General features: G+C 73.4%; 16 protein-coding genes. 5 read left to right on the top strand and 11 right to left on the bottom strand.

Going from position 1 to position 21,757, the window contains the following annotated elements; all coding sequences use genetic code 11:
- Positions 1-288: 288 nt before the first annotated feature.
- Both LX15_RS11960 and LX15_RS11955 read right to left on the bottom strand, forming a co-directional pair.
- A complete protein-coding gene (locus tag LX15_RS11960; RefSeq protein WP_253669609.1) occupies positions 289-792 on the bottom strand; it encodes a DUF6912 family protein in 504 nt (167 codons plus the stop codon).
- Positions 789-2,195, bottom strand: coding sequence for a WS/DGAT/MGAT family O-acyltransferase (locus tag LX15_RS11955; protein ID WP_253669608.1), 1,407 nt, complete (start codon positions 2,193-2,195; stop codon positions 789-791). Before LX15_RS11955 ends, LX15_RS11960 begins: the two co-directional genes overlap by 4 nt.
- Before the next feature lie 112 nt (positions 2,196-2,307).
- On the opposite strand from LX15_RS11955, the gene LX15_RS11950 reads away from it, so the two are divergent.
- Both LX15_RS11950 and LX15_RS11945 read left to right on the top strand, forming a co-directional pair.
- Entirely contained in the window at positions 2,308-3,123 is an 816-nt protein-coding gene (locus LX15_RS11950) for a TrmH family RNA methyltransferase (protein WP_253669607.1), read from the top strand.
- A gap of 22 nt (positions 3,124-3,145) precedes the next feature.
- Positions 3,146-3,778, top strand: a complete 633-nt coding sequence (locus LX15_RS11945; protein WP_253669606.1) for a DUF3558 domain-containing protein — start codon at positions 3,146-3,148, stop codon at positions 3,776-3,778.
- A gap of 45 nt (positions 3,779-3,823) precedes the next feature.
- Here LX15_RS11945 and LX15_RS11940 read toward each other — a convergent pair whose 3' ends face one another.
- Entirely contained in the window at positions 3,824-4,252 is a 429-nt protein-coding gene (locus tag LX15_RS11940; protein WP_253669605.1) for an HAD-IA family hydrolase, read from the bottom strand.
- A gap of 104 nt (positions 4,253-4,356) precedes the next feature.
- On the opposite strand from LX15_RS11940, the gene LX15_RS11935 reads away from it, so the two are divergent.
- The gene (locus LX15_RS11935; RefSeq protein WP_253669604.1) at positions 4,357-4,926 is read left to right on the top strand and encodes an Rv3235 family protein; all 570 of its coding nucleotides are present in this window, start codon (positions 4,357-4,359) and stop codon (positions 4,924-4,926) included.
- A 77-nt stretch (positions 4,927-5,003) separates the two neighbouring features.
- Here the strand turns inward: LX15_RS11935 and secA are convergent, their stop codons facing one another.
- The 7 genes from secA to LX15_RS11900 form a co-directional block, all read right to left on the bottom strand.
- Positions 5,004-7,847, bottom strand: coding sequence for a preprotein translocase subunit SecA (gene secA, locus LX15_RS11930; protein WP_253669603.1), 2,844 nt, complete (start codon positions 7,845-7,847; stop codon positions 5,004-5,006).
- Between the two features lie 189 nt (positions 7,848-8,036).
- A complete protein-coding gene (hpf, locus tag LX15_RS11925; protein WP_253669602.1) occupies positions 8,037-8,702 on the bottom strand; it encodes a ribosome hibernation-promoting factor, HPF/YfiA family in 666 nt (221 codons plus the stop codon).
- A 780-nt stretch (positions 8,703-9,482) separates the two neighbouring features.
- A complete protein-coding gene (locus LX15_RS11920; RefSeq protein WP_308213454.1) occupies positions 9,483-10,334 on the bottom strand; it encodes a ComF family protein in 852 nt (283 codons plus the stop codon).
- 126 nt (positions 10,335-10,460) lie between these two features.
- Positions 10,461-12,230: an LpqB family beta-propeller domain-containing protein gene (locus LX15_RS11915; RefSeq protein WP_253669601.1), complete on the bottom strand. Its 1,770-nt coding sequence runs from the start codon at positions 12,228-12,230 to the stop codon at positions 10,461-10,463.
- On the bottom strand, positions 12,227-13,990 hold the full coding sequence (gene mtrB / locus LX15_RS11910) for an MtrAB system histidine kinase MtrB (RefSeq protein WP_372502657.1): 1,764 nt from the start codon (positions 13,988-13,990) through the stop codon (positions 12,227-12,229). The genes LX15_RS11915 and mtrB overlap by 4 nt, the downstream gene beginning before the upstream one ends.
- Before the next feature lie 25 nt (positions 13,991-14,015).
- Entirely contained in the window at positions 14,016-14,693 is a 678-nt protein-coding gene (mtrA, locus tag LX15_RS11905; RefSeq protein ID WP_301304468.1) for an MtrAB system response regulator MtrA, read from the bottom strand.
- A gap of 290 nt (positions 14,694-14,983) precedes the next feature.
- On the bottom strand, positions 14,984-15,625 hold the full coding sequence (locus LX15_RS11900; RefSeq protein WP_253669600.1) for a dTMP kinase: 642 nt from the start codon (positions 15,623-15,625) through the stop codon (positions 14,984-14,986).
- 763 nt (positions 15,626-16,388) lie between these two features.
- Here LX15_RS11900 and LX15_RS11895 point away from each other — a divergent pair.
- Complete coding sequence (locus LX15_RS11895) at positions 16,389-17,321, top strand: hypothetical protein (protein WP_253669599.1); 933 nt, start codon at positions 16,389-16,391, stop codon at positions 17,319-17,321.
- Positions 17,322-17,476: 155 nt separating this feature from the next.
- Here the strand turns inward: LX15_RS11895 and ahcY are convergent, their stop codons facing one another.
- The gene (ahcY, locus tag LX15_RS11890) at positions 17,477-18,940 is read right to left on the bottom strand and encodes an adenosylhomocysteinase (RefSeq protein ID WP_253669598.1); all 1,464 of its coding nucleotides are present in this window, start codon (positions 18,938-18,940) and stop codon (positions 17,477-17,479) included.
- A 218-nt stretch (positions 18,941-19,158) separates the two neighbouring features.
- On the opposite strand from ahcY, the gene LX15_RS11885 reads away from it, so the two are divergent.
- Positions 19,159-21,606, top strand: a complete 2,448-nt coding sequence (locus LX15_RS11885; protein ID WP_301304466.1) for a hypothetical protein — start codon at positions 19,159-19,161, stop codon at positions 21,604-21,606.
- Positions 21,607-21,757 lie beyond the last annotated feature (151 nt).

The following is a 21,757-nucleotide window of genomic DNA, read 5'->3' as shown; positions in this document are numbered from 1 at the left end:
GTCGCGCTGTGGATAACTCGGAGGCCTGTGGATAACTCCGTCCCCGGCGGAGCGAATCCACTCACTCCACCGGGGACTCGTCCCCGTGTCCTCTTGACCACTCGCACGGCGTCAGGGCATGAGACCTCCGCGCGCCCGCACGCGTCCTTCCACGACCGCACCCGCCCGTTCACGCCCCGCCCGTTCACAGGCACGAGGTCCGTTGCCGACCGGCGGGTCGGCGTCCCACGACCGAGGACGACGCTCGGGCGTCACCCACCGAGAGGCACGCCAGAGAGTCACCTCAGGTCACATGAGTTCGAGGAGGAACGGCAGCTCCTGGGGGGCGTACCAGGCCAGCTCGTGGTCCTCGGCGTCACCGAGGGTGAACTCCGCGTCGGCGTCACCCAGGTCGGCGGCGTCGATGACGGCGGCGGCCGCGCGCACGGCCGGCTCCGCCGCCTCCAGGTCGACGTGGACGGCCGCGACGGAGCGCAGCGGCACCGGCCCGGACAGCCGGACCACGGCGTCGTCCAGGTCGGGGCGGAGCTGGACGTCGTCGACGTCGGCGGAGACGACCGCCCTCCTGGCCGGGGTGGCCGGGTCGGCCTCCAGCTCGGTGTTCAGCAGCCGCAGCGCGGCGCGCGCGGCGTCCATCATCGCGGCGTACTCCAGCTCCTCGGTGTCGCCGGTCGCGTAGGACTCCCGCAGCATCGGGGTGAGCGCGAACGCCGTCCCCCCGACCGGGCTCAGCTCGCCGTCGGCGACCAGCCGCCGCAGCATCGCCACCGTCGCGGGCACGTAGACCCTCATGCCGACACCGTCCCCATCAGCTCCTCCAACGACTCCTCCACCATGGCCGCGAGGACGTCCACATCGGACATCCCGTCCCTGTCGGCGTTGAGTCCGAAGTAGACGCCGCCGTCGTAGGAGGTCACCCCCACCGACAACGCCTGCCCCTTCGCCAGCGGCACCACCGGGAACATCTCCACCATCCTCGCCCCTGCCACGTAGAGCGGCACCTGCGGCCCCGGGACGTTGGTGACGACCAGGTTGAAGATCCGCCGGGAGAACGAGCTGGCGACCCGCGCGCCCAGCGCGTGCAGGGTGGGCGGGGCCAGGCCGGAGAGCCGGACCAGGGCGCCCGCCGCCACCGACTGGCCGGACTCCTTGTGCGCCCGCATCGCGTGGCTGACGTGGTGCAGCCGGACGACCGGGTTGGGTTCGCCCACCGGCAGGTCGACCAGGTACGCGGACACCTTGTTCCCCACCGTCGGCACGGTCGCCGGGTCTGCCTCCGGGTCCCGCACCGACACCGGGACCAACGCCCGCATCGTGGTGGACGAGGTGACCACCTCGCCCCGGGAGAGCAGCCAGTTCCGCAGCGCGCCGGCCACGACGGCCAGGACGACGTCGTTGACCGTGCCCCCGTGGGCCGACCGCACCCGGCGGTAGTCCTCCAGGGCGGTCCTGGCGACGGCGTACCGGCGTTGGGGCGAGATGCGGATGTTGAGCGGGCTCACCGGCGCGGGCCTGGCGGCGGCGCTCAGGGCGGAGGCCAGGCCACCGACGGCGTCGGCGACCTTGCGCGCCGTGGCCGCCGCGTCCATGGCGGCCGACCGGACGTTGTCGATCACCGCGCCCGGGCTGCGCACCGCCTCCGCCGCCGCGTCCAGCACGAGCTGGAGCGGGCCGGGCGCCGGCTCGGGCATCCACAGCTCCTCCGGCACCGCGCGGGGCGTGGCGGAGACGTCCAGGATGACCTGGCCGATGTCGATCGCGCTGATCCCGTCGACCATGGCGTGGTGGGTCTTGGTGACGACGGCGACGTGCTGCCGCGCCAACCCCTCGACCAGGTAGATCTCCCACAGCGGGCGGGAGTGGTCCAGGGGTCGGGACATCAGCCGGGCGACCAGCTCGTGGAGCTGGGCGTCGCTGCCCGGCCGGGGCAGCGCCGACCGCCGCACGTGGTAGGTGAGGTCGAAGTCCGGGTCGTCCACCCACACCGGGCGGGCCAGCCGCCCCGGCACGTGCACCACCCGCTGCCGGTACCGCGGCACGAGCGGGAGCCGCTGCTCGATGAGCGCGAGCACGCGTTCGTAGTCGAGGCCGGAGCGCGGCCGCCGCAGGATGGCCACGCCGCCCACGTGCATCGGCGTGGTGGAGTCCTCCAGGTACAGGAACGACGCGTCCAGCGCCGACAGGCGGTCCGGCATGACCCGATCCTGACACAGCGCGTCCCCTCACGACCCCGTTCCGTGGTCGGCGGTCGACGCCCGCTCCCCCTCGCGGGGTACCGGCCGGCCACGCCCGTGACATCCTGCTCGCATGCAGGACCACCCGTCCCCGAAGGACCGTTTCGTCACCGTCTACGGGCGCAAGCCGGTGCTGGAGGCGCTCGCCGACCCGGCGCTCGCGGTGGACAAGGTGATCCTGGCGGACAACGCCCACGGCCCGGCGGCCAGGGAGATCGTGACGGCCGCCCAGCGCAGGGGCGTCCCCGTGCGGCGGGCCACCGCGCAGCGCGTCAAGGTCCTCGCCGGGAACGGCCGCCACGACCAGGGCGTGCTGGCCGACGTGGTGGCGCCGCGCATGCGGACGCTGGACGCGGCGCTGGCCGGCGAGGCAGGCCGTCCCCCGCGCAGCGTGCTCCTGCTCGACGGCATCACCACGCCCGCGAACGTGGGCATGATCCTGCGGACGGCCACCGCGGCCGGCGTGGACGGGATCGTGGTCCCGCGCCGCGGCGTCGCCAGCATCGACCCATTGGTCGTCAAGGCCTCGGCCGGCGTCGCCTTCCACGCGCCGGTGCTGCGGTGCGGCACCGCGGAGGAGGCGGCGGCCGCGCTGCGTCGCGCGGGCTACCCGTTGTTCGGTCTGGCGGCCGACGCCCCGCGCACCCTGTTCGCGGCCGACCTCCCGTCCCGCGCGGCGTACGTGCTGGGCAGCGAGACCGCCGGGGTCAGCGGGGGCGTGCGGGCCGAGGTGACCGACTGGCTGGCGATCCCGATGTCTGGCGGGGTGGAGTCCCTCAACGTCGCGAGCGCGGCCGCGGTGCTCTGCTTCGACCTGGTGCGACGGCGCTCGGAGCGGCGTGGGGCGGGTGACGTCGTTCGGCCCCGGGAACGCACCCGAGTGGGCTAGCGTGGCCCGCGTGCGAGGAAGCGTGCGACGACACCCGGGCGCGGCGGCTCTGCCCGCCGTCCTCCTCACCGCGCTGACGGCGGCGCTCACCGTGGCGGGGTGCGCCACGACCACGGCGGGCACGCCCCGCGCGGCCCAGGACGCGGCCCCGACCACCAGGGCGAGCCGGCCGCCGGAGGGCCAGAGCCGGACACCCGGGCCGTCCGCCAGCGCCGAGCCGAGCAGCGGTCCGCTGTCCGGCGACGTGATCGCGGACGAGTGCCTGCTGTCGGCGGCGGACGTCAGCGCGCTCACCGGCAAGACGTACCTCGACGGGCAGAACGTCACCGTCGAGAAGGACGGGAAGCAGAACAAGTCCTGCTTCTACACCAAGGACGGCGACTTCGCGCCGAGCGCCCGGATCGACGTCTACCGCGTCAACGGGATCACGTTGCAGGAAGCGCTCGAACGCGTCGTGAAGAACTCCCCGAACAGCAAGCGGGTCCAGGGGGTCGGACGCGGGGCCGTGCTGGAGCTGGACAAGGACGGGGCGCCGCGCTCCACGTTGTGGATCGCCTCGGACAACCACCTGTGCGTGCTCTGGATCGCCGACTCCACGCCGGCCGAACCGGCCTGGGTGGAGGCCGGCAACAAGGTCGCCACCAAGGCCGGCTGACGGCGCCGCTCCCGGGGCGGCCGGGCGGCCGCCAGACCGAGGTCCTCAGTGGAGGGTCAGGCCGAACAGGATCTCCAGCTCGTCCACAGTGGACTCAACCGTGACGTGCCTGACGCCGACCATGCCGGCCCGTGCCGCGCCCCGCACGTTCTCGGCGAGGTCGTCGACGAACACGCACGCCTCCGGCGGCAGCCCGAGCCGCCGCGCGGTGAGCAGGTAGATCCCCCTGTCCGGCTTGGCCATGCCGACGGCGCCGGAGAGCACCACCTCGTCGAACAGCTCGTGCCACCAGGACGGCCACCGCCGGCGCGGGACGTCCTCCGCGTTGGACAGCAACGCCGTGCGCAGGCCGTGCGCCCTGACCAGGCGGAGCACCCCGACGAGCGGCGGCTCGGCCCCGGGACCGCGCGTCGCGTCCGCGCCGGGGTCCGTGAGCACCCCGCCGTAGTCCAGCACCAGTCCCGTCAGGTCCATCTCCCCACCTCACCACATCGGGTGGTCACCGCGCCGGCGCCGCCCGAAGTCGGGGTCGCTCCCGCTCTGCAACCACGGGGATCACGACGACGGGAGGGCGCGCCATGCTCCGGGACATCCTCGACGACCACCACGCCGCTCCGGGGCCGGGACTCGACCCGGGCCTGAAGCTCGCTCCCGCGCCGGAACTGGAACCACCGCCCGACCTCGGGGGGTGGCTCCGCCGACGCGACCAGGGACACCGCCGACCACCAACGGCTCCTCCCACCGGCGTCGACACCACACGCGCCACTGGCGTCGACACCACACGCGCCACCGGCGTCGACAGCACACGCGCGCCGGCGGACCCGTCCGGCGCCGAGCACACGGCGGAGTCGGCGCTCCGCATCGCCAGAGCCGTGCTGGTCGCGGTGGTGGAGGTGGCCGACGGCCGCCGCGGTCCGGCGCAGCTCGACCGGCTGCTCGCGCCCGCGGCACGAGAGGCGCTGGACGACTTCCCCCGGCCCAACACCCGCACCGGGCACCGCCTCCAGTCGGTCAGGGCGGGCTCACCCCGCCCCGGCGTGATCGAGGCCAGCGGGTCGGTGTGGTGCGGGACGCGGGTGCGCGCGCTCGCGGCCCGCATCGAGATCGACCCGACCGGTCCACGCTGCACCGAACTCCGACTGCTGTGAGCCCGTGCGCCGAACGGGCTCCCCGCTCCGGTGGGGAGCGGGGAGCCCGTCAGATCCGGTTCCGGTCGACCGCGGCGTCAGGGACGGCGCCGCCGCTGCTGCTTGGCCTGCGCCCGCGCGGCCGCGCGGCGCTCCCGACGGGTGCCCGACTGGCCGCCGTCCTCCTCGACGTCGCCGTGGCTCTCCACGCCGCCGCCCTCGGCCGGGCCGGTGAAGGTCAGCGGCTGGCGACCGGGGGCGTCGAGGCCGCGGCCCCGCAGGGCCGGCGGCACCTGGTCCTGCACCGGCGGCATGCCGAGCTGGCTCATGGCAGAGCCGGCCGGGGCGTGGGCGTTGCCCTTGGGGATGACCGTGGTCTCCTCCAGCTCCGACGGCGGCTCGACCTCGGGAGCGGCCGGGGCGGGCGGCTGCGGGGCGGGCTCCTGCTCGATCGGCTCCACCTGGAGGTTGAACAGGAAGCCGACCGACTCCTCCTTCAACGCGTCCAGCATCGCGTTGAACATGTCGAAGCCCTCGCGCTGGTACTCGACCAGCGGGTCGCGCTGCGCCATGGCCCGCAGGCCGATGCCCTCCTTGAGGTAGTCCATCTCGTAGAGGTGCTCGCGCCACTTGCGGTCCAGCACCGACAGCACGACGCGCCGCTCCAGCTCGCGCATCGCGCCCTCGCCGACCTTGCCGTCGATCTCGGCCTCGCGCTCGGCGTAGGCGCGGCGGGCGTCCTCGACCAGGGCCTCCAGCAGGATCTCCCTGGTCAGCTCCTCCCGCTCGTCGGCGAGCTCCTGCCAACTGATCGAGACCGGGTAGAGCGTCTTGAGGGCGGTCCAGAGCTGGTCGAGGTCCCAGTCCTCGGCGTAGCCGTCCGAGGTCGCGCCGGTCACGTAGGCCGTGATCACGTCGGTGAGCATGTGCTGGACCTGCTCGCGCAGGTCCTCGCCCTCCAGCACGCGGCGGCGCTCGGCGTAGATCACCTTGCGCTGCTGGTTCATGACCTCGTCGTACTTGAGGACGTTCTTGCGGATCTCGAAGTTCTGCTGCTCGACCTGGGTCTGGGCGCTGCGGATCGCGCGGGTCACCATCTTGTGCTCGATCGGCACGTCGTCGGGCACCCGCAGCCGGGTCATGACGGCCTCGACCATGGCGGCGTTGAACCGCCGCATGAGCTCGTCGCCCAGCGACAGGTAGAACCGGGACTCGCCAGGGTCGCCCTGCCGGCCGGACCGGCCGCGGAGCTGGTTGTCGATCCGGCGGGACTCGTGCCGCTCGGTGCCCAGCACGTACAGGCCGCCGGCCTCGCGGACCTCCTCGGCCTCGGCCTTGAGCTGGGCCCGCATCTCCTCGACGAGCTTGGGGTACTCGGCGTTGTACTGCTCGACGTCGGCCACCGGGTCCAGACCCTTGGCGCGCAGCTCCAGGTCCGCCTCGAACTCGGGGTTGCCGCCGAGCATGATGTCGGTGCCGCGGCCGGCCATGTTGGTCGCCACGGTCACGGCGCCCTTGCGGCCAGCCCTGGCGATGATCGCCGCCTCCCGCTCGTGGTGCTTGGCGTTGAGCACCTCGTGCGGGATCCCCTTGCCGCGGAGCAGCTTGGACAGGTACTCCGAGCGCTCGACGCTGGTGGTGCCGACCAGCACCGGCTGGCCCTTCTCGTGCCGCTCGGCGATGTCCTCGACGACGGCCTGGAACTTGGCCTCCTCGGTCTTGTAGACCAGGTCCGGCTGGTCCTTGCGGATCATCGGCCGGTTCGTCGGGATCGGCACCACGCCCAGCTTGTAGATCTGGTGCAGCTCGGCCGCCTCGGTCTGGGCGGTGCCGGTCATGCCGGCGAGCTTGTCGTAGAGCCGGAAGTAGTTCTGGAGCGTGATCGTGGCCAGCGTCTGGTTCTCGGCCTTGATCTCGACGCCCTCCTTGGCCTCGATGGCCTGGTGCATGCCCTCGTTGTAGCGCCGGCCGGCCAGCACGCGGCCGGTGAACTCGTCGACGATCAGGACCTCGCCGTCGCGGACGATGTAGTCCTTGTCCTTCTTGAACAGCTCCTTGGCCTTGACGGCGTTCTGGAGGTAGCCGACGAGGGGCGTGTTGGCGGCCTCGTAGAGGTTGTCGATGCCGAGCTGGTCCTCGACGTACTGCACGCCCTCCTCGGTGATGCCGATCGTGCGCTTGCGCTCGTCGACCTCGTAGTGGAGGTCCTTGCGCATCGCCGTGGCGAGCCGGGCGAACTCCAGGTACCAGCGGGAGGACTGGTCGGCGGGGCCGGAGATGATCAGCGGGGTCCTGGCCTCGTCGATGAGGATCGAGTCGACCTCGTCGACGATGGCGAAGTTGTGGCCCCGCTGGACGCACTCGTCCAGGCTCCACGCCATGTTGTCGCGCAGGTAGTCGAAGCCGAACTCGTTGTTCGTGCCGTAGATGATGTCGGCGGCGTAGGACTCGCGGCGCTGCTCCGGCGTCATCTGCGACAGGATCACGCCGACCTTGAGGCCGAGGAAGCGGTGCACCCGGCCCATCCACTCGGCGTCGCGCTTGGCCAGGTAGTCGTTGACCGTGACGACGTGCACGCCCTTGCCGGGGATGGCGTTGAGGTAGGCGGGCAGCACACAGGTGAGGGTCTTGCCCTCACCGGTCCGCATCTCGGGGATCTGACCGAAGTGCAGGGCCGCGCCACCCATCAACTGGACGTCGAAGGGGCGCTGGCCCAGCGTGCGCTTGGCGGCCTCCCTGGCGACGGCGAAGGCCTCCGGCAGCAGGTCGTCCAGCGACTCGCCGTCCTCGTGCCGCCTGCGGAACTCGTCGGTCTTGGCCCGGAGCTCGGAGTCGGACAGCTCGACAACATCGTCTTCCAGGTCGTTGATGTGCGCGGCGATGGCACGCAGCCGCTTCAGCATCTTGCCTTCGCCGGCGCGGAGCAGTCGGGACAGGACCATCCGGGGTCGACCTCGCTAGCTGATCGTGACGCGCCCGACACGGACGCCTTCGTTCCCATCGTACGGGCGTCCGGGCTGGATCTTCGAGAGTCCGCGCCGCCGGACGCCACGGAGGGTGGGTCCGCCGACACGGCGCGCGGCCCCCGGACGCCGTGGCGTCCGGGGGCCGCCGAACCGGGGAAGGCCTGCTCAGACGAGCCTGATCACTCCGTAGTCGAAGCCCTTGCGGCGGTACACCACGCTGGGGCACCCCTTGTCCGCGTCGTTGAACAAGTAGAAGTCGTGTCCGACCAGCTCCATCTCGTAGAGGGCCTGGTCGACGGTCATCGGCTTGGCCGGGTGCTCCTTCTCGCGCACCACGCGCCCTGGTTCGACGGCCTCCAACCCGTCGTCCCACCGTTGTTCGGGCACCGACGGCGCGGCGGTCTCCGTCGGGGCCGGCGCGGGCGCCTCCAGCACCGCGGCGCGGCCCCTGCGGCCCGCCCTGCCGTTGCCGGCGAGCTGGCCGACCCCGGTCGCCTCGGAGACCGACGGCGGCCGGTGCTGTCCGTGGTGGACCCGGCGGCGGTCGTGCGCCCTGCGCAGCCGGTTCTCCAGCTTGTGCACCGCCACGTCCAGCGCGGCGTAGAAGTCGCCCGCGCTCGCCTCCGCCCGGATCACGGGACCGCGTCCCTTGCCGGTGATCTCCACGCGCTGGCAGTTCTTCGCCTGCCGCCGGTTGGGCTCGTGGAACAACTCCACGTCGAAGGAGATGACCTTCCTGTCGTAACGCTCGAGGCGGGCCAGCTTCTCGGCGACGTGCGTCCGGTAGTGCTCCGGCACCTCGACGTTACGGCCCTTGACGACGATGTCCATACACGACCTCCCTCTGTGTCGTGCGGTGCTGACAGGTGACGCGGCGCCGGGGGAGGTGGGGGTTTGGTCAGCGCTCCACCGGCACCAGGGTCATGGGCTGCTCGCCTCCTCCCCGCGACCGGGATCGCTGAATGCGGTGCACGTTAGCTCGGGATCCGCCGATGCGACAGCCCCCTCGGCGGTCGATGTCAAGCCGCCACAGGCAGTGACCGCCCTCACCCGAAAAGCGGCAGGTCGGATTGCCCGAACCAGCCACTCGCGGGATCGTGACACTCCGTTCTCACCCGAAGGTGTGAACCGCGTTCCCACGACCGCCGGTGGCGTTGCTGCTTCTCGCGGACGCGGCCTCATGACCGGCCAACGACCGGGTTCCCTCACGGGTTCCCCGTACGACGAGCGACCACGCCCGTGCCCCGTCCGGGCGACGCGGGGGTGAACCGGGGTGTCTCGCCGGTGTCCCACGATCACCTCCCACGGCCGGAGGAACACAGGGCGATTACGGTGCGATGACGGGAATGGGCACAGCGTGCTCATTCGGGGCTGGCGGGGCAACTACGCGGAAGCATGGACGTTGACCAGCCGTCCCGGGGTTGACAGCGGCTGCCGCCCGCGCTGGTCGGCGCGGTCCGGTCACGCCGTCGCCCAGGGATGTCCCCCCACAAGCCGTCACCTGACCCGTCTGTCGCAACGAGCCGCCCGGAGGCCCGGAGCGGCGCCGGCCCGTCGCCCGGCGTCGCCGCGGGCACGCCTCGTCCCGCGATTCCGCCAAATCCCACCCGATCAGCGCAGCGATCCGCGCGTGTCGCCACGCCGGCCAACACCCCTCCCTCCACTCGGCAGCGAGCGAGCCCCGCCTGCCGCGTCGCACCCGCCGCGCCCCCGACGGCCCGGCCCGCCGGCGGACACCAGCGCGAGCACGGCGGCGACAGGGACCCCGACGGACCGCAGGGCCGCCACACCCGCCGCGGCCGTCGCCCCCGTGGTGATCACGTCGTCCAGCAGGACCACCGGCGTTCCCGGCGGGGGCAGGCCGCCCGGCCGCGGCCGCACCCGGCCCGCCAGGTTCGCGACGCGCCCTGCCGCGTCCAGTCCCACCGCGTCGACCACCCCACGGGCCAGCCGCAGCCCCGACGCCACCACCGCCGGCCGGCCCGACAGGGCCAGATGGGCGGCGCACCGGGTGGCGAGCCTGCGCACGTGGTCCCCGCCCCGCCGACGCGCCGCGGCTCCCCGCGAGGGCACCGGGACCAGCCACCACACGCCGTCCCGCGCCGGCCCCGCCCTCGGCAGCAGCGGCAACGCCGCCGCGAGCGCGGCGCCGAGCGGGTCCGCGAGGTCGCGTCGACCACGCTCCTTGTAGGCCAGCACCGCCGACCGGGCCACGCCCTCGTACGCGCCGACCGCGTAGGCCTCCGGCCCCCGGACCAGAGGGGGCCGGTGCACCGGGTGGGGCCGACCGAACGCCCCGTGACAGTCCGGGCACCAGGAGACGCCGGCGACGCCGCAGCCCGCGCAGCAGGCCGGGACGAGCAGGTCGAGCAGGCATCGGAGGAACCGCCAGGGGGCGAGGGCGCTGGGTTCCCTTGGCGTGGTGGACAGTGGCGGCGTCGCCGCTCGGCGCGTGGTCGTCATGGGGGCGACGATCCGAGAAGCCCCCGACACTTCCTGGCCCCTCTCCCCTCGGAAGGGGGAGAAATCCGGGAAATCTTCACCCTGCCCGGGAAAAGCGCTTGCGCCGCCCCGGCCAGACGGACGCGCTCAGCCCGGGTAGAACGGGATCGCCCCCGCCTGGGCGATGTTGCTGTCGTGCACCCGCCAGACCTCGGTGTCGTCCACCGTCGTCCACAGGCCCCGGCTGTCCGCGACGACGACCTGGCGGTTCGGCGCCGCCGCGACCGCCGTCACCGGCGGGGTCAGGTTGGACGCGTTGTAGAGCTTCCACTCCCTGCCGTCCACCGTCACCCGGACGACGGGCGTGGAGTTGCTGCTCGACGCGGCGACCACCGTGTTCGGCCCCTGCCAGTCGACGCTGGTCACCGTGTTGAGCACGTCGGGGAGCACCTTGCGCACGTTGCGGACGCTGATCTCGCCGCCGTTGTCCACGACGCTGCCGAGGAACAACCGGCCGCCCACCACGGCGGCCACCCTGATCCCGTCCCGGGACAGCCGCAGGTCGCTGATCGGGCCGTTGTTGGTCAGCTCGGTCGCGTTGACCTGCCGACTGCTCCAGCCGCCCTGACCGTTGGCGCTGACGCTGAGCACGGTGCTGCCCTCGGTGACCGTCCACACCTCGGTGGCGCCCTTGTCCCCGGCGGGCGGCATCCACGTCGGCCTGGTCATCTGCCCCACCGGCTGGGTGGCCTCGGACAACGCCTCCTCGGCCGGGCCAACCCGCAACACGACCCCGCCGCTGGGGACCCGCACCACGGCGGCCAGCTTCCCACCGTCCACCGACTGGGCGGCGCTGACGACGTCGTAGCCGCTGACCGGCCCCTTGACCGGCTCGCCCCTGGACAGCGAGCGCAGCCGCCCGCCGACGGCCACCATCCCGCGCAGGTCCTGGTTCGGCGCGGCCTCCGGGACGAACGAGGCCACGTCGCCGCGCCGCCAGTCCGGCTGGTCCGGCACGACCGGCACGTTCTCGCTGAGCACCTTGATCCGGGTGTTGGTCACCTTCTCCAGGGACAACACGATCTGCGCGACGATGAGCTGCCGGCTCTGCGGTGTCTGCTGCCCGAGGTCGCTGAGGTTGACCAGCATCGCGCCGTCGGTTCCCTCGGCCACGTTGCTCCTGGTCCGCACGCCCTCGGGGATCGCGCTGCGGACCGAGTCCCGCAACGCGCTGGACGGGCCGCGCAGCAGCATGTCGACCACCGTGTTGGCCTGGGCGCTGGCGGGCTGGGTCTGCACGTACCGCACGTCGGCGACCATCGTGTTGCGCCGGGGGTTGAGGAAGTAGACCGGCGCGGGGGTGTAGTTCTCGTTGAACCCGTCGATCGTGGTGACGACGCCGTCCGGCACCTCGGCCAGGCGCCACTCGCCGTCCTCCTTCTCCAGCCGGAGCTGGAGCTCGAAGTCGCCGGACTCGGGGAGGAAGGCGTTGTCCCTGACCAGCCGCCCCTTCCACTTGCCGCGCAGCAGGACCCTGGCCTGGTCCTCCGACCGCCCGCCGTCCCTGTCCCCGGTGTAGACGGTGTCGAACTCCCTGGCGATGATCCACACGGACGTGTCGTCCCGCCAGTTCCCCCTGGCCTTCCTGGTCAGGTACGCCTTGGCCGAGGCGTGCCCGCCCTCCGGGTTGGAGCTGGCCTCGACGTAGCGGCGGACGAGCGTGAGCGGGTCGGCGTTGCGGGGCGGCTGCGCGGTCTGCCCGCCGCGTCGGCTGTCGCCCCTGGGGCCGACCGCCTCCGGCTCCGAGGTCTCCGGGATCGTCGCGCAGCCGACCAGGGTCAGCGCGACCGCGAGCACCGCGAGCAGGCGGGCCGCCCCGCCCCGCCGCGTCCGTCCCCGTCCGTCGTGGCGTCTCACCCGGCCTCCCCTCGCTGCTGCCGGCCCGCGGCCAGCTCGGCCGGATCACCGGCCCCGGTCTCCTCCTCCTGGTCCCGCGCCGGCGCGTCGGGTGGCAGCGGCAGGGGGCTCCCGGTCAGCTCCTCGCCCTGCCTCCGGGGCACGGTGAGCCGGAAGCAGGCCCCCGCGCCCGGTTCGCCCCACGCCTCCAGCCAGCCGCCGTGCAGCCGGGCGTCCTCCAGGCTGATGGACAGGCCGAGGCCGGTGCCGCCGGTGCGCCGGTTGCGGGACGGGTCGGCCCGCCAGAAGCGGGTGAACACCAGCTCCTCCTCGCCGGGGCGCAGGCCGACGCCGTGGTCGCGCACGGCCACCGCGACCGCCCGGTCGTCGGCGGCCAGCCACACCTCGATCGGTTGGCCCTCGCCGTGGTCGACCGCGTTGGCCAGCAGGTTCCGCAGGATGCGTTCCACGCGCCGGCCGTCGACCTCGGCGGTCACCTCCGGCATCTCCCGCTCCCCGACCGGCCCGGACGCCGCGGCCGCGCCGGTCTCCCCGGTCGGGCCCTCACCGGGCGTCCGCAGGACGATCGCCACGCCGGCCTTCTCGGCGATGGGCCGCAACGAGTCCACGACCCGGAGCACGATGCCGCGCACGTCCACCGGCTCCGCGGCCAGGTCGGCCACGCCCGCGTCGAGGCGGCTGATCTCCAGCAGGTCGGCGAGCAACGCCTCGAACCGGTCCAGCTCGTCCACCATCAGCTCGGTCGACCTGGCCAGTCCCTCGGGGAACTGCTCGCGGGAGGCGTGCAGCACGTCGGCGGCCATCCGCACGGTCGTCAACGGCGTCCGCAGCTCGTGCGAGACGTCCGAGGTGAACTGCCGCTGGAGCTGGCCGAACTCCTCGAGCTGCCGGATCTGCCGCTGGATGCTGGCCGCCATCTCGTTGAACGACTCGGCCAGGCGCGCCACGTCGTCCTCGCCGACGACCGGCATGCGCTCGTCGAGCTGGCCGTCGGCGAAGCGTTCGGCCACCTCGGCCGCCTGGCGGACGGGGCGCACCACCTGCCTCGTCACCAGGTTGGCGATGCCGGCGAGCAGCAGCAGGAGCAGCAGGCCCACCACGACCAGCGTGTTCTGGACCAGGCTGATCGTGCGCTGCTCGGAGTCCAGCGGGAACAGCAGGTAGAGCTGGAGCGAGCGGCCCGCGCTGCGCACCGGGATGCCGACGGCGAGCACCGGGCTGCGGCCCGTCGCCCGCTCGACGGTGGTGTACTGCGTGGTGAACTGCTCGCGCTCGACCTCCTTGCGCAGCTCCGGCGGCACGTCGGTGAACGGGCCGGTCACGCTGGGGCGCAGGCCGTCGCCGGCCCTCCTGCCGTCGGCCAGGACCGGCTCGAACGCGCCGGCGGCGGCGTTGGCCTGGTCGTCGCCGCTCGGGCTGACCAGCTTGTTCACCGCGTTGGTGAGCTTGGCCTCGACGTTGTCCGAGTCCGGGTTGACCGCCACCAGCTCGCGCTCGATGGTGGACGCGCTGGACTCGGTCTGGCTGATCGCGGCCTGCCGCTTGGCGCTGAGCAGCCGGTCGGTGATCTGCGTCTGGAGCACCATGCCCAGCACGAAGACCACGGCCGAGGACAGGGCCAGCGTGCTGACCACCACCCGGAGCTGGAGCGAGCGCCGCCAGAGCGCGCCGAAGGCGGCCCAACGGCGCCTGACCTCACCGGCCAGGCGGTTGGACCGCCTCGCGACCTTGCGCGCCAGCCGCGCGCCGAACCGTCTCAACACGGCCGCCCGTGGGGGTCACCGGTCACGGCGGGCCGGCCTTGTAGCCGACGCCGCGGACCGTGAGCACCACCTCGGGGTGCTCGGGGTCCTTCTCCACCTTGGACCGCAGCCGCTGGACGTGGACGTTGACCAGCCGGGTGTCCGCGGCGTGCCGGTAGCCCCAGACCTGCTCCAGCAGGACCTCCCTGGTGAACACCTGCCTCGGCTTGCGGGCCAGCGCGACCAGCAGGTCGAACTCCAGCGGGGTGAGCTGGATGGCCCTGCCCTCCCTGATGACCTCGTGGCCGGGCACGTCGATGGTGAGGTCGCCGATGGTGAGCATCTCGGCCGGCTCCGAGTCGGTGCGCCGCAGGCGCGCCCGGATCCTGGCCACCAGCTCCTTCGGCTTGAACGGCTTGACCACGTAGTCGTCCGCGCCCGACTCCAGGCCGAGCACGATGTCGACGGTGTCGCTCTTCGCGGTGAGCATCACGATCGGCACGCCGGACTCGGACCGGATGGCCTTGCACACGTCGATGCCGTTCATGCCGGGCAGCATCAGGTCCAGCAGGACCAGGTCGGGCTTGAGCTCCCGCAGCGCCGGAAGCGCCCGGGTGCCGTCACCGACCACCGCGGTGTCGAAGCCCTCGCCCCTGAGCACGATCGTCAGCATCTCGGCCAGGGCCGGGTCGTCGTCCACCACGAGAACGCGTGCCTTCATGCCCAACATGGTTGCACTGCTCATCGTCCGACCGTGCACCCCCCGGCCGGCGACCGGCGCCAGCCCGTGCGGGTCCCCCTGCCTCCTCGCCACAGGGCCCCCTCCCAGTTCGTCGCCCCTGGTGGAGACGGCGCCCTCGGCGGACGCCGCCGGCGGCCGCGACACGGTCGTGGCCGCACGACACGTGGCGTCGCCGGTTCACAGCGCACCGTCACCCGGACGTCTCACGCAAGGGACTGGTCGGGTGGTGTGCGGCGGTCGCCTCGCCCACGCGGCGGCGCCGGGCGGGATCAGAGCCCGACACGGCGCAGCAGGTCGGCGACGTCCACGCCCGCCGAGCCGTCCACCACGTGCCACGGCGCCAGCCAGCCGGCGGCGGCCAGCTCGTCGTAGACGGCGGCGCACCGGGCCTGGAGGTCGGCGTCGACCTCGTAGTGGTCCCTCTCCCTGTCCGCCTCGTTGTTCGCGCGGTGCTCGGCGCGCTGGGCGGCGACGTCCACCGGCACCCGCAGCAGCAGGTGGGCGTCGGGCACCGGCACGCCGAACCGCTCCACCTCAAGCTGGCGGACCCAGGCGACGAACTCGCCGTCCGCGCCCTGGCGCAGCCGCGCCGCACCGTAGGCGGCGTTGGAGGCCACGTACCGGTCGAGCAGGACGAGGTCGTTGGCCAGCAGGTCGGCGCGGAGCTGGGCGGCGGCGTCGCGCCGGTCGAGGGCGTAGAGGACGGCCATGCCGTGGACCGAGTCGATCACGTCGCCGAGCCGGCCGTGCAGCGCGTCGCGCACCAGGTCGGCGTGCACGTTCTCGCCGTAGCGCGGGAAGGCGCGCCTGGCGACCCTCCTGCCCCGCTCCGTCAGCGCCGCGGTGAGCGCGTCGGCCAGCGTGCGCTTGCCGGCCCCGTCCAGTCCTTCGATGACGACCAACCGTCCCACGTGCGGAAACGGTATCCGCGTCGCCGGGGCGGGCCCATCCGGGGGCGTCCGACTCCACCATTCGGTCCACTGTGGACCAGACGCGCGCGGCGCGCCGGTCACGCCCCGCACAGGCCGCGCTGCGCCGTTCGGGTGTTCCTGTCCCGATCTTCGGGGAGATGTCCGGTTTCGGACACCACGCCGACCCCGGACCGCGCGAGTGTCGTTCCGCCGGGCTCCGCCCGGTTCGAGGGGAGGTGCGGCCGATGCCACCGGACGTCCTGCCCCGGAGGCACCGGGGGAACGCCGCCGGAACCGGCGCGTCAGGCATGCCGGTCGCGGGGTCCTCCGGCCCGGTCGTCGACGAGGTGGGCGTGGGGCGGACCGGCCGGCCGCGGGTCAGCGGCCCCGGGATGACGCGACCACCGCGCACCGACCCGAGGACGCCGTCAGGTGTCCACGACGGACTCGCTGTCCGACCTCGGAAGGACACAGTGGACAGTCAGGGCGGCCGCCGGGTGGGGCGGGTCGCCGCGCCACCGCCACCGCGAGGCCGGAAACCGCTGGCGACCCGGGCCGTGGCGACCGGGCCGCCCCGCGCACCCCCGCCGTGCCCCGTTCCGCGCTCTGGTCAGGGGCTTCCGTGACTCCGCCGTCACCGGGGACACTCCGGCGGACCGCCGTCACCCCGAGGCCCACGAGCGCCAGAGACCCGATCACGTCGAGAACCCCAGGAACGCGGAGCACGACGATGGGAACAGCCGATTGGTTCAGGCGGCTCTTCATGACCGAGCCCACCGGCTCCGGTCCCCGGTCCGCCCCCTACCCGCCACCCGACCCGTTCCAGCGACAGCCGCCGCCCAAGCCGACGGGCCTGCCGTCGTCGGTCCGACAGACCACCCTCGCCACGCGCGCGCCCAGCGACCTCCCCGGCGTCTGGTTCGACGCCGCCCTCGACCTGACCTGGCAGATGCTGCCCGACGGCGACCAGCGGCACGGGCGCCCCGAGGACCTGGTCCGCGGCTACGCCTACGAGATCCTCGCCCAGGTCACCCGCGCGCACTCGGTCACCGCCGTGACCGCCGCCCAGACCGAGGCCAACCGCCAGCTCGGGTGGGTGCGGGAGGTCGAGGGCGTGGTGTCGATGCGCGGCTCGGTCGAGCTGAGCGTCACCCCGGCGTGCGCGCAGGCGGCCGAGGAGCACGAACGGCTGCGCCGCGACCGGGAGGTCAGCCGGTTGCGCAGGGAGTTGGAGGCCGAGGAGGTCGACCACCTGCGCACGGTCGCGTTCGACCAGGTCACCAGCGCCCGGATCTGGTGGGTGCGGCAGCACCCCGAGCGGATCAGGGAGATCGCCGAGCTGGACGGGGTGTTCGCCCGGCTGTGCGGCGAGGAGCCGGGTCAACCGGTCGAGGTGACGCCGGTGGCGTCGGTGTCCTCTTCGGAGGAACGCCGACCCGACAGCGCGGGGTGGCGGACGCTGGAGCGGTTGGCCGCCGTGCTGGACCAGCTCGACGACAGCAGCCGCGAACGCCTGTGGGAACTCGCGGTCCACGTCGTGGACAACCTCGGGCGGACACTGGCCGACGAGCGCCGATCCCCGGTCGCCGCGCCGGACGCGCCGCTGCTGGACGCGGTGCCCGGCACGAGGCCGCCGGGGAGGCAGGAGCACGACCTGCCGCCGGCGCAGGCGAACGGGTCCGCGCCCGTCGGCTGATCCCCCGTGCCGCGCGGGTCCGCCCCCACCCGCGGAAAGCGGAACGCCGCCGACGCTTCGTCGGCGGCGTTCCGCTGGTCAACTCATGCGCGAACGAACGCACGGGGGCGGCCCCGCCGGGCCACGCCGGCGCTCCGGCATCGGGGGGGCCGGGATCAGTACCGGTAGTGCTCCGGCTTGAACGGCCCCTCCGGGTCGACACCGATGTACTCGGCCTGCTCCTTGGTCAGCTTGGTGAGCTTGCCGCCGAGCGCCTCCAGGTGGATGCGGGCGACCTTCTCGTCCAGCTTCTTCGGCAGCCGGTACACCTCCTTGTCGTACTCCTTGTGCTTGGTGAACAGCTCGATCTGCGCGATCACCTGGTTGGAGAAGGAGTTCGACATGACGAACGAGGGGTGGCCGGTGGCGTTGCCCAGGTTCAGCAGCCGGCCCTCGGACAGCACGATGATCGAGTGGCCGTCCGGGAACACCCACTCGTCGACCTGCGGCTTGATGTTGATCCGCCGGACGCCGGGCAGCCGGGACAGGCCGGCCATGTCGATCTCGTTGTCGAAGTGGCCGATGTTGCCCAGGATCGCCTGGTGCTTCATCCGCGCCATGTGCTGCGCGGTGATGATGTCCTTGTTGCCGGTGGCCGTGACGACGATGTCCGCCTGCTCGATCACGTCGTCGACGGTGGCGACCTGGTAGCCGTCCATGGCGGCCTGGAGGCCGCAGATGGGGTCGACCTCGGCGACGATCACGCGGGCCCCCTGCCCCCGCAGGGACTCCGCGCAGCCCTTGCCCACGTCGCCGTAGCCGCAGACCAGCGCGACCTTGCCGCCGATGAGTACGTCGGTGGCCCGGTTGATGCCGTCGATCAGCGAGTGCCGGCAGCCGTAGCGGTTGTCGAACTTCGACTTGGTCACCGAGTCGTTGACGTTGATCGCCGGGAACAGCAGCTCGCCCTGGGCGGCGAGCTGGTACAGGCGGAGCACGCCGGTCGTGGTCTCCTCGGTGACGCCGCGGATCCCGGCGCCGATCTTGGTCCACTTGGACGAGTCGGCGGCCAGCGAACGGCGGAGCACGTCCAGGATGAGCTTCCACTCCTCCGGGTCGTCCTCCTCCGCCGACGGCACGACCCCGGCCTTCTCGTACTGCGCGCCCTTGTGCACCAGCAGCGTGGCGTCGCCGCCGTCGTCGAGGATCATGTTCGGACCCTCGCCGTCCGGCCAGGTGAGCATCTTCTCGGTGCACCACCAGTACTCGTCCAGCGTCTCGCCCTTCCAGGCGAACACCGGCACGCCCTTCGGCTCGTCAACGCTGCCGTGCGGGCCGACGACCACGGCCGCGGCCGCGTGGTCCTGCGTGGAGAAGATGTTGCAGGAGGCCCAGCGCACCTCGGCGCCCAGCGCCACCAGCGTCTCGATCAGCACGGCGGTCTGCACGGTCATGTGCAGCGAGCCGGAGATCCGCGCCCCCCGCAGCGGATAGACCTCCGCGTACTCCCGCCGCAACGCCATCAGGCCGGGCATCTCGTGCTCGGCCAGCCGGATCTCCTTGCGGCCGAACTCGGCCAGTTCCAGGTCGGCGACGGCGAACTCCACGCCGTTGCGCCGCTGCAACCTCTCGGCGGTCATCGCGAGTTTCCTCCACGTCCTAGGGGGCCACCCCGAACCCTATCCCCCGCCACGCCGTTTGCCAGGAAAACCAGTCGAGGCTCCGTTACTTGGCGCAAGATTGACGAGGATCGACCTCTGTCCCCGCAGCGACAGCCACGACCAGGCAGTTCGAGGAGGCGGCCGTGCTGGTGCCAGGGCCGGACACGCGCGTGGTGGAGCTGCGCGTCCACGGGGTGATGGGGACCACCGCGGAGTCGTTGGTCGACTCGGTGGCCGCGGTGGACGTCTCCGGCGACGCGGTGGGCCGCGTCGTCCGGCCGGCCGACCGGATGCGCCGGCCGGCCCCGGGGCCGGTGCTGCACGCCGGCGGGCGGCCGGTGCCGCGGACCGTCGAGGGCTACGTCTGGGGTCGGATGACCTCCGGTGGCTGGTCCAAGGCGACGTGGGCGTTGCTGTTCCCGTTCTCGATGGCCAACGTCGCGCACTGGATGCTGCCGCCGGCGCGGGAGAACAACAAGACCAACACAGCCAACGCGGGCGACGCGGACAACACAGCCGCCACGCCGGACACGGCCAGCAGGGCCTCCGCGGTGCTGTGCCTGCTGTTGCGCGGCGTGCTGCGGCTGGCGGCGCTGCTGCTCACCCTGCTGTTCGTCGCCCAGTGCGCGGTGGTGACCGTCGACCTGGTCGCGGCGCAGTGCCTGGCCCCCGGCGCGTCCTGCCTTCCAGTGGCGCCCGGGTGGCTGCGTGAGCTGTCGGTGCCACGCGCCGTCCTGGGCATGCTCCCGGTGGCCCTGGTGATCCTCGGGCTGCACCGGGTCTCGTCCGTGGAGTGGCGGCCGCACGACGCGCGTCCCGACGCGCCGGCGCGGCAACTCCAGCAGATGCCGGCGGCCACCGTCGTGGCCGACCCGGACACGCCCGCGCTGCGCTCGCTGCACACCGTCGGCGCGCTCGCCGTGACGGCGTTCCTGATGACCGGCGGCCCCGCCGGTCCAGCCGTGACGGGCGCCGTGGTGGTGTTGTGGTGGGCCTCGGTGGCCCTGCTGGTGGTCAGCGTGGCCGGTGTGCTGGCGCTCGACGACCCGACGGGCGCGCAGAAGGACGACCGCGTCCGGCGCGCGCTGGGGCCCGGGCCGCGCCTGGTCCTGCTGAGCTGCGCGGTCGTGCTGTTCGCACTGACCGCCCTGACCCCGCCGCCGATGACCGGCGCCCTGCCCGGCTCCGACGACACGGTGCTCGCCGTCGCGGTCGGGCTGGCGGTGTGCTGCGGGCTGCTGGCGGCGCTGCTGGCGCCCTCCGCCTGGCTGGCGCGGCCCGGGTGGGCGGGACAGCCCCGGGAGCTCCGCCCCTGGGCGGGCGGGTGGATGGCCGCGCCGGTGCTGGTGCTGGCCGGGCTGCTCGGCGGCGGGTTCGGCGCCGGCTTGGCGATCACCGCGCGGCAGCTCCTGCGTTCACCCGAACTGGTGCTGCCGTGGGGGTACAGCGGCATCACCCTGCTGTGGGGCGCGGGCGCCGTGCTGACGCTGGTCGCCGCGCTCGGGGTGGCCGCGGCGCTCGCGCTCCTGCGCCAGGTCGCGGAGCGCCGGGGGCGGTTCGTGCCGCCCGAGGTGGAGTTGTTGCACGCCGGTCGTCCCGAGGACGCCAGGGTGGCCGCGGGGGCGTGGTGGCTGGCCGAGCTGGAGCGGCGGCACGCGCACCGGGTGTTGTTGGCGTTCACCGGGCTGCTCACCCTCGGCGCGGTCGTCGCGGCCGGGATCGGGCTCGCGGGGCGGGGCATGCCGGGGTGGGCCGAGCCGCTGTCCGCCGTCGGGGTCGTCGCGCTCGCCGCCCTCGCGGTGGGGTTGCTCCGGATCGTCTACGTCGCGGCCTGCCGGCCGGACACCGCCCGGCGGGTGGGGTTGCTGGCCGACCTGGCCTCGTTCTGGCCCCGCGAGGCGCACCCGACGGTGCCGCCCTGCTACGCGTTGAAGGTGGTCCCCGAGCTGACCGCGCGGGCGCTGGAACACCTGGAGCGGCCGGGGACCAGGGTCGTGCTGGTCGGGCACAGCCAGGGCAGCCTGCTGGCCGCGGTGGCGGTGGCCAGGGTGCTCCAGGCGCTGCCGGAGTCCGAGCGGGGCCGGGTGGGCCTGGTGACGGCGGGTTCGCAGCTCCAGTGGGCCTACCCGAGGGCGTTCCCCGCGGTGGTGCCGCACTCCTCGTTGGTCGAGCTGAGCGGCGAGCTGCGCGGTCGCTGGCGCTCGCTGTGCCGGGGCACCGACCCGCTCGGCGGCGCGGTGTCCACGTGGAGCCGGCAGGTCTACGGCGGAAAGCTGCTCGGCGTGGGCTTCCGGCAGGACGGGGCCGAGGGCCCGCTGCCGTCGGCGGTGCGCAGCGACACGGGCGCGTTGGTGCTGGGCGGGGACCACTGGTTGCCCGACCCGCAGTCCACGCCGGTCGACGGGCGCCGGTGGACGCCGGGCGTGCTCGGCCACTCGGACTACTACGCCGACCCGGAGTGGGACAGGGCGATCGCGATGGCGGCGGGCCTCGAACGGCCGCCGACGCCCAGGGAGCGCCGGCGGACGACGCCGGAGGGGCCGACCACGTCCGGCGCGCTGCCCAGGACCAGGACGGTCCTCACCCGGCCCGCCGTGCTGCGCCCTCCGGTTCCGGACGTGCCGGAGCAGGCGAAGCCACACTGACCACAGTGGACCGACCACAGTGGACGAACAGCCTTCCGTCGAGGCACTGGGGTTCAGGCGCACGGCCAGCACGGCTGGGTGATCGACAGGAGGCCGTCACCGCGGGCGGCAGCCCGGCGCCCAGGGAGGCGCTCGTGCCAGAGCTACCGGC

Source organism: Streptoalloteichus tenebrarius, from assembly GCF_024171885.1.
Classification (GTDB): Bacteria; Actinomycetota; Actinomycetes; order Mycobacteriales; family Pseudonocardiaceae; genus Streptoalloteichus; species Streptoalloteichus tenebrarius.
The sequence above is the reverse complement of the archived record's forward strand: the minus strand, read 5'-3'. Positions and strand labels throughout refer to the sequence as shown.

Bases quoted from the DNA above. Each gene is read 5' to 3' on its own strand.
- LX15_RS11935 (WP_253669604.1), top strand. From the start codon at position 4,357: ATGCTCCGGGACATCCTCGACGACCACCACGCCGCTCCGGGGCCGGGA.
- LX15_RS11920 (WP_308213454.1), bottom strand. From the start codon at position 10,334: ATGACGACCACGCGCCGAGCGGCGACGCCGCCACTGTCCACCACGCCA.
- LX15_RS11955 (WP_253669608.1), bottom strand. From the start codon at position 2,195: ATGCCGGACCGCCTGTCGGCGCTGGACGCGTCGTTCCTGTACCTGGAG.
- LX15_RS11895 (WP_253669599.1), top strand. From the start codon at position 16,389: ATGACCGAGCCCACCGGCTCCGGTCCCCGGTCCGCCCCCTACCCGCCA.
- LX15_RS11885 (WP_301304466.1), top strand. From the start codon at position 19,159: ATGGGGACCACCGCGGAGTCGTTGGTCGACTCGGTGGCCGCGGTGGAC.
- LX15_RS11940 (WP_253669605.1), bottom strand. From the start codon at position 4,252: ATGGACCTGACGGGACTGGTGCTGGACTACGGCGGGGTGCTCACGGAC.
- ahcY (WP_253669598.1), bottom strand. From the start codon at position 18,940: ATGACCGCCGAGAGGTTGCAGCGGCGCAACGGCGTGGAGTTCGCCGTC.
- LX15_RS11960 (WP_253669609.1), bottom strand. From the start codon at position 792: ATGAGGGTCTACGTGCCCGCGACGGTGGCGATGCTGCGGCGGCTGGTC.
- LX15_RS11950 (WP_253669607.1), top strand. From the start codon at position 2,308: ATGCAGGACCACCCGTCCCCGAAGGACCGTTTCGTCACCGTCTACGGG.
- mtrA (WP_301304468.1), bottom strand. From the start codon at position 14,693: ATGAAGGCACGCGTTCTCGTGGTGGACGACGACCCGGCCCTGGCCGAG.
- secA (WP_253669603.1), bottom strand. From the start codon at position 7,847: ATGGTCCTGTCCCGACTGCTCCGCGCCGGCGAAGGCAAGATGCTGAAG.
- hpf (WP_253669602.1), bottom strand. From the start codon at position 8,702: ATGGACATCGTCGTCAAGGGCCGTAACGTCGAGGTGCCGGAGCACTAC.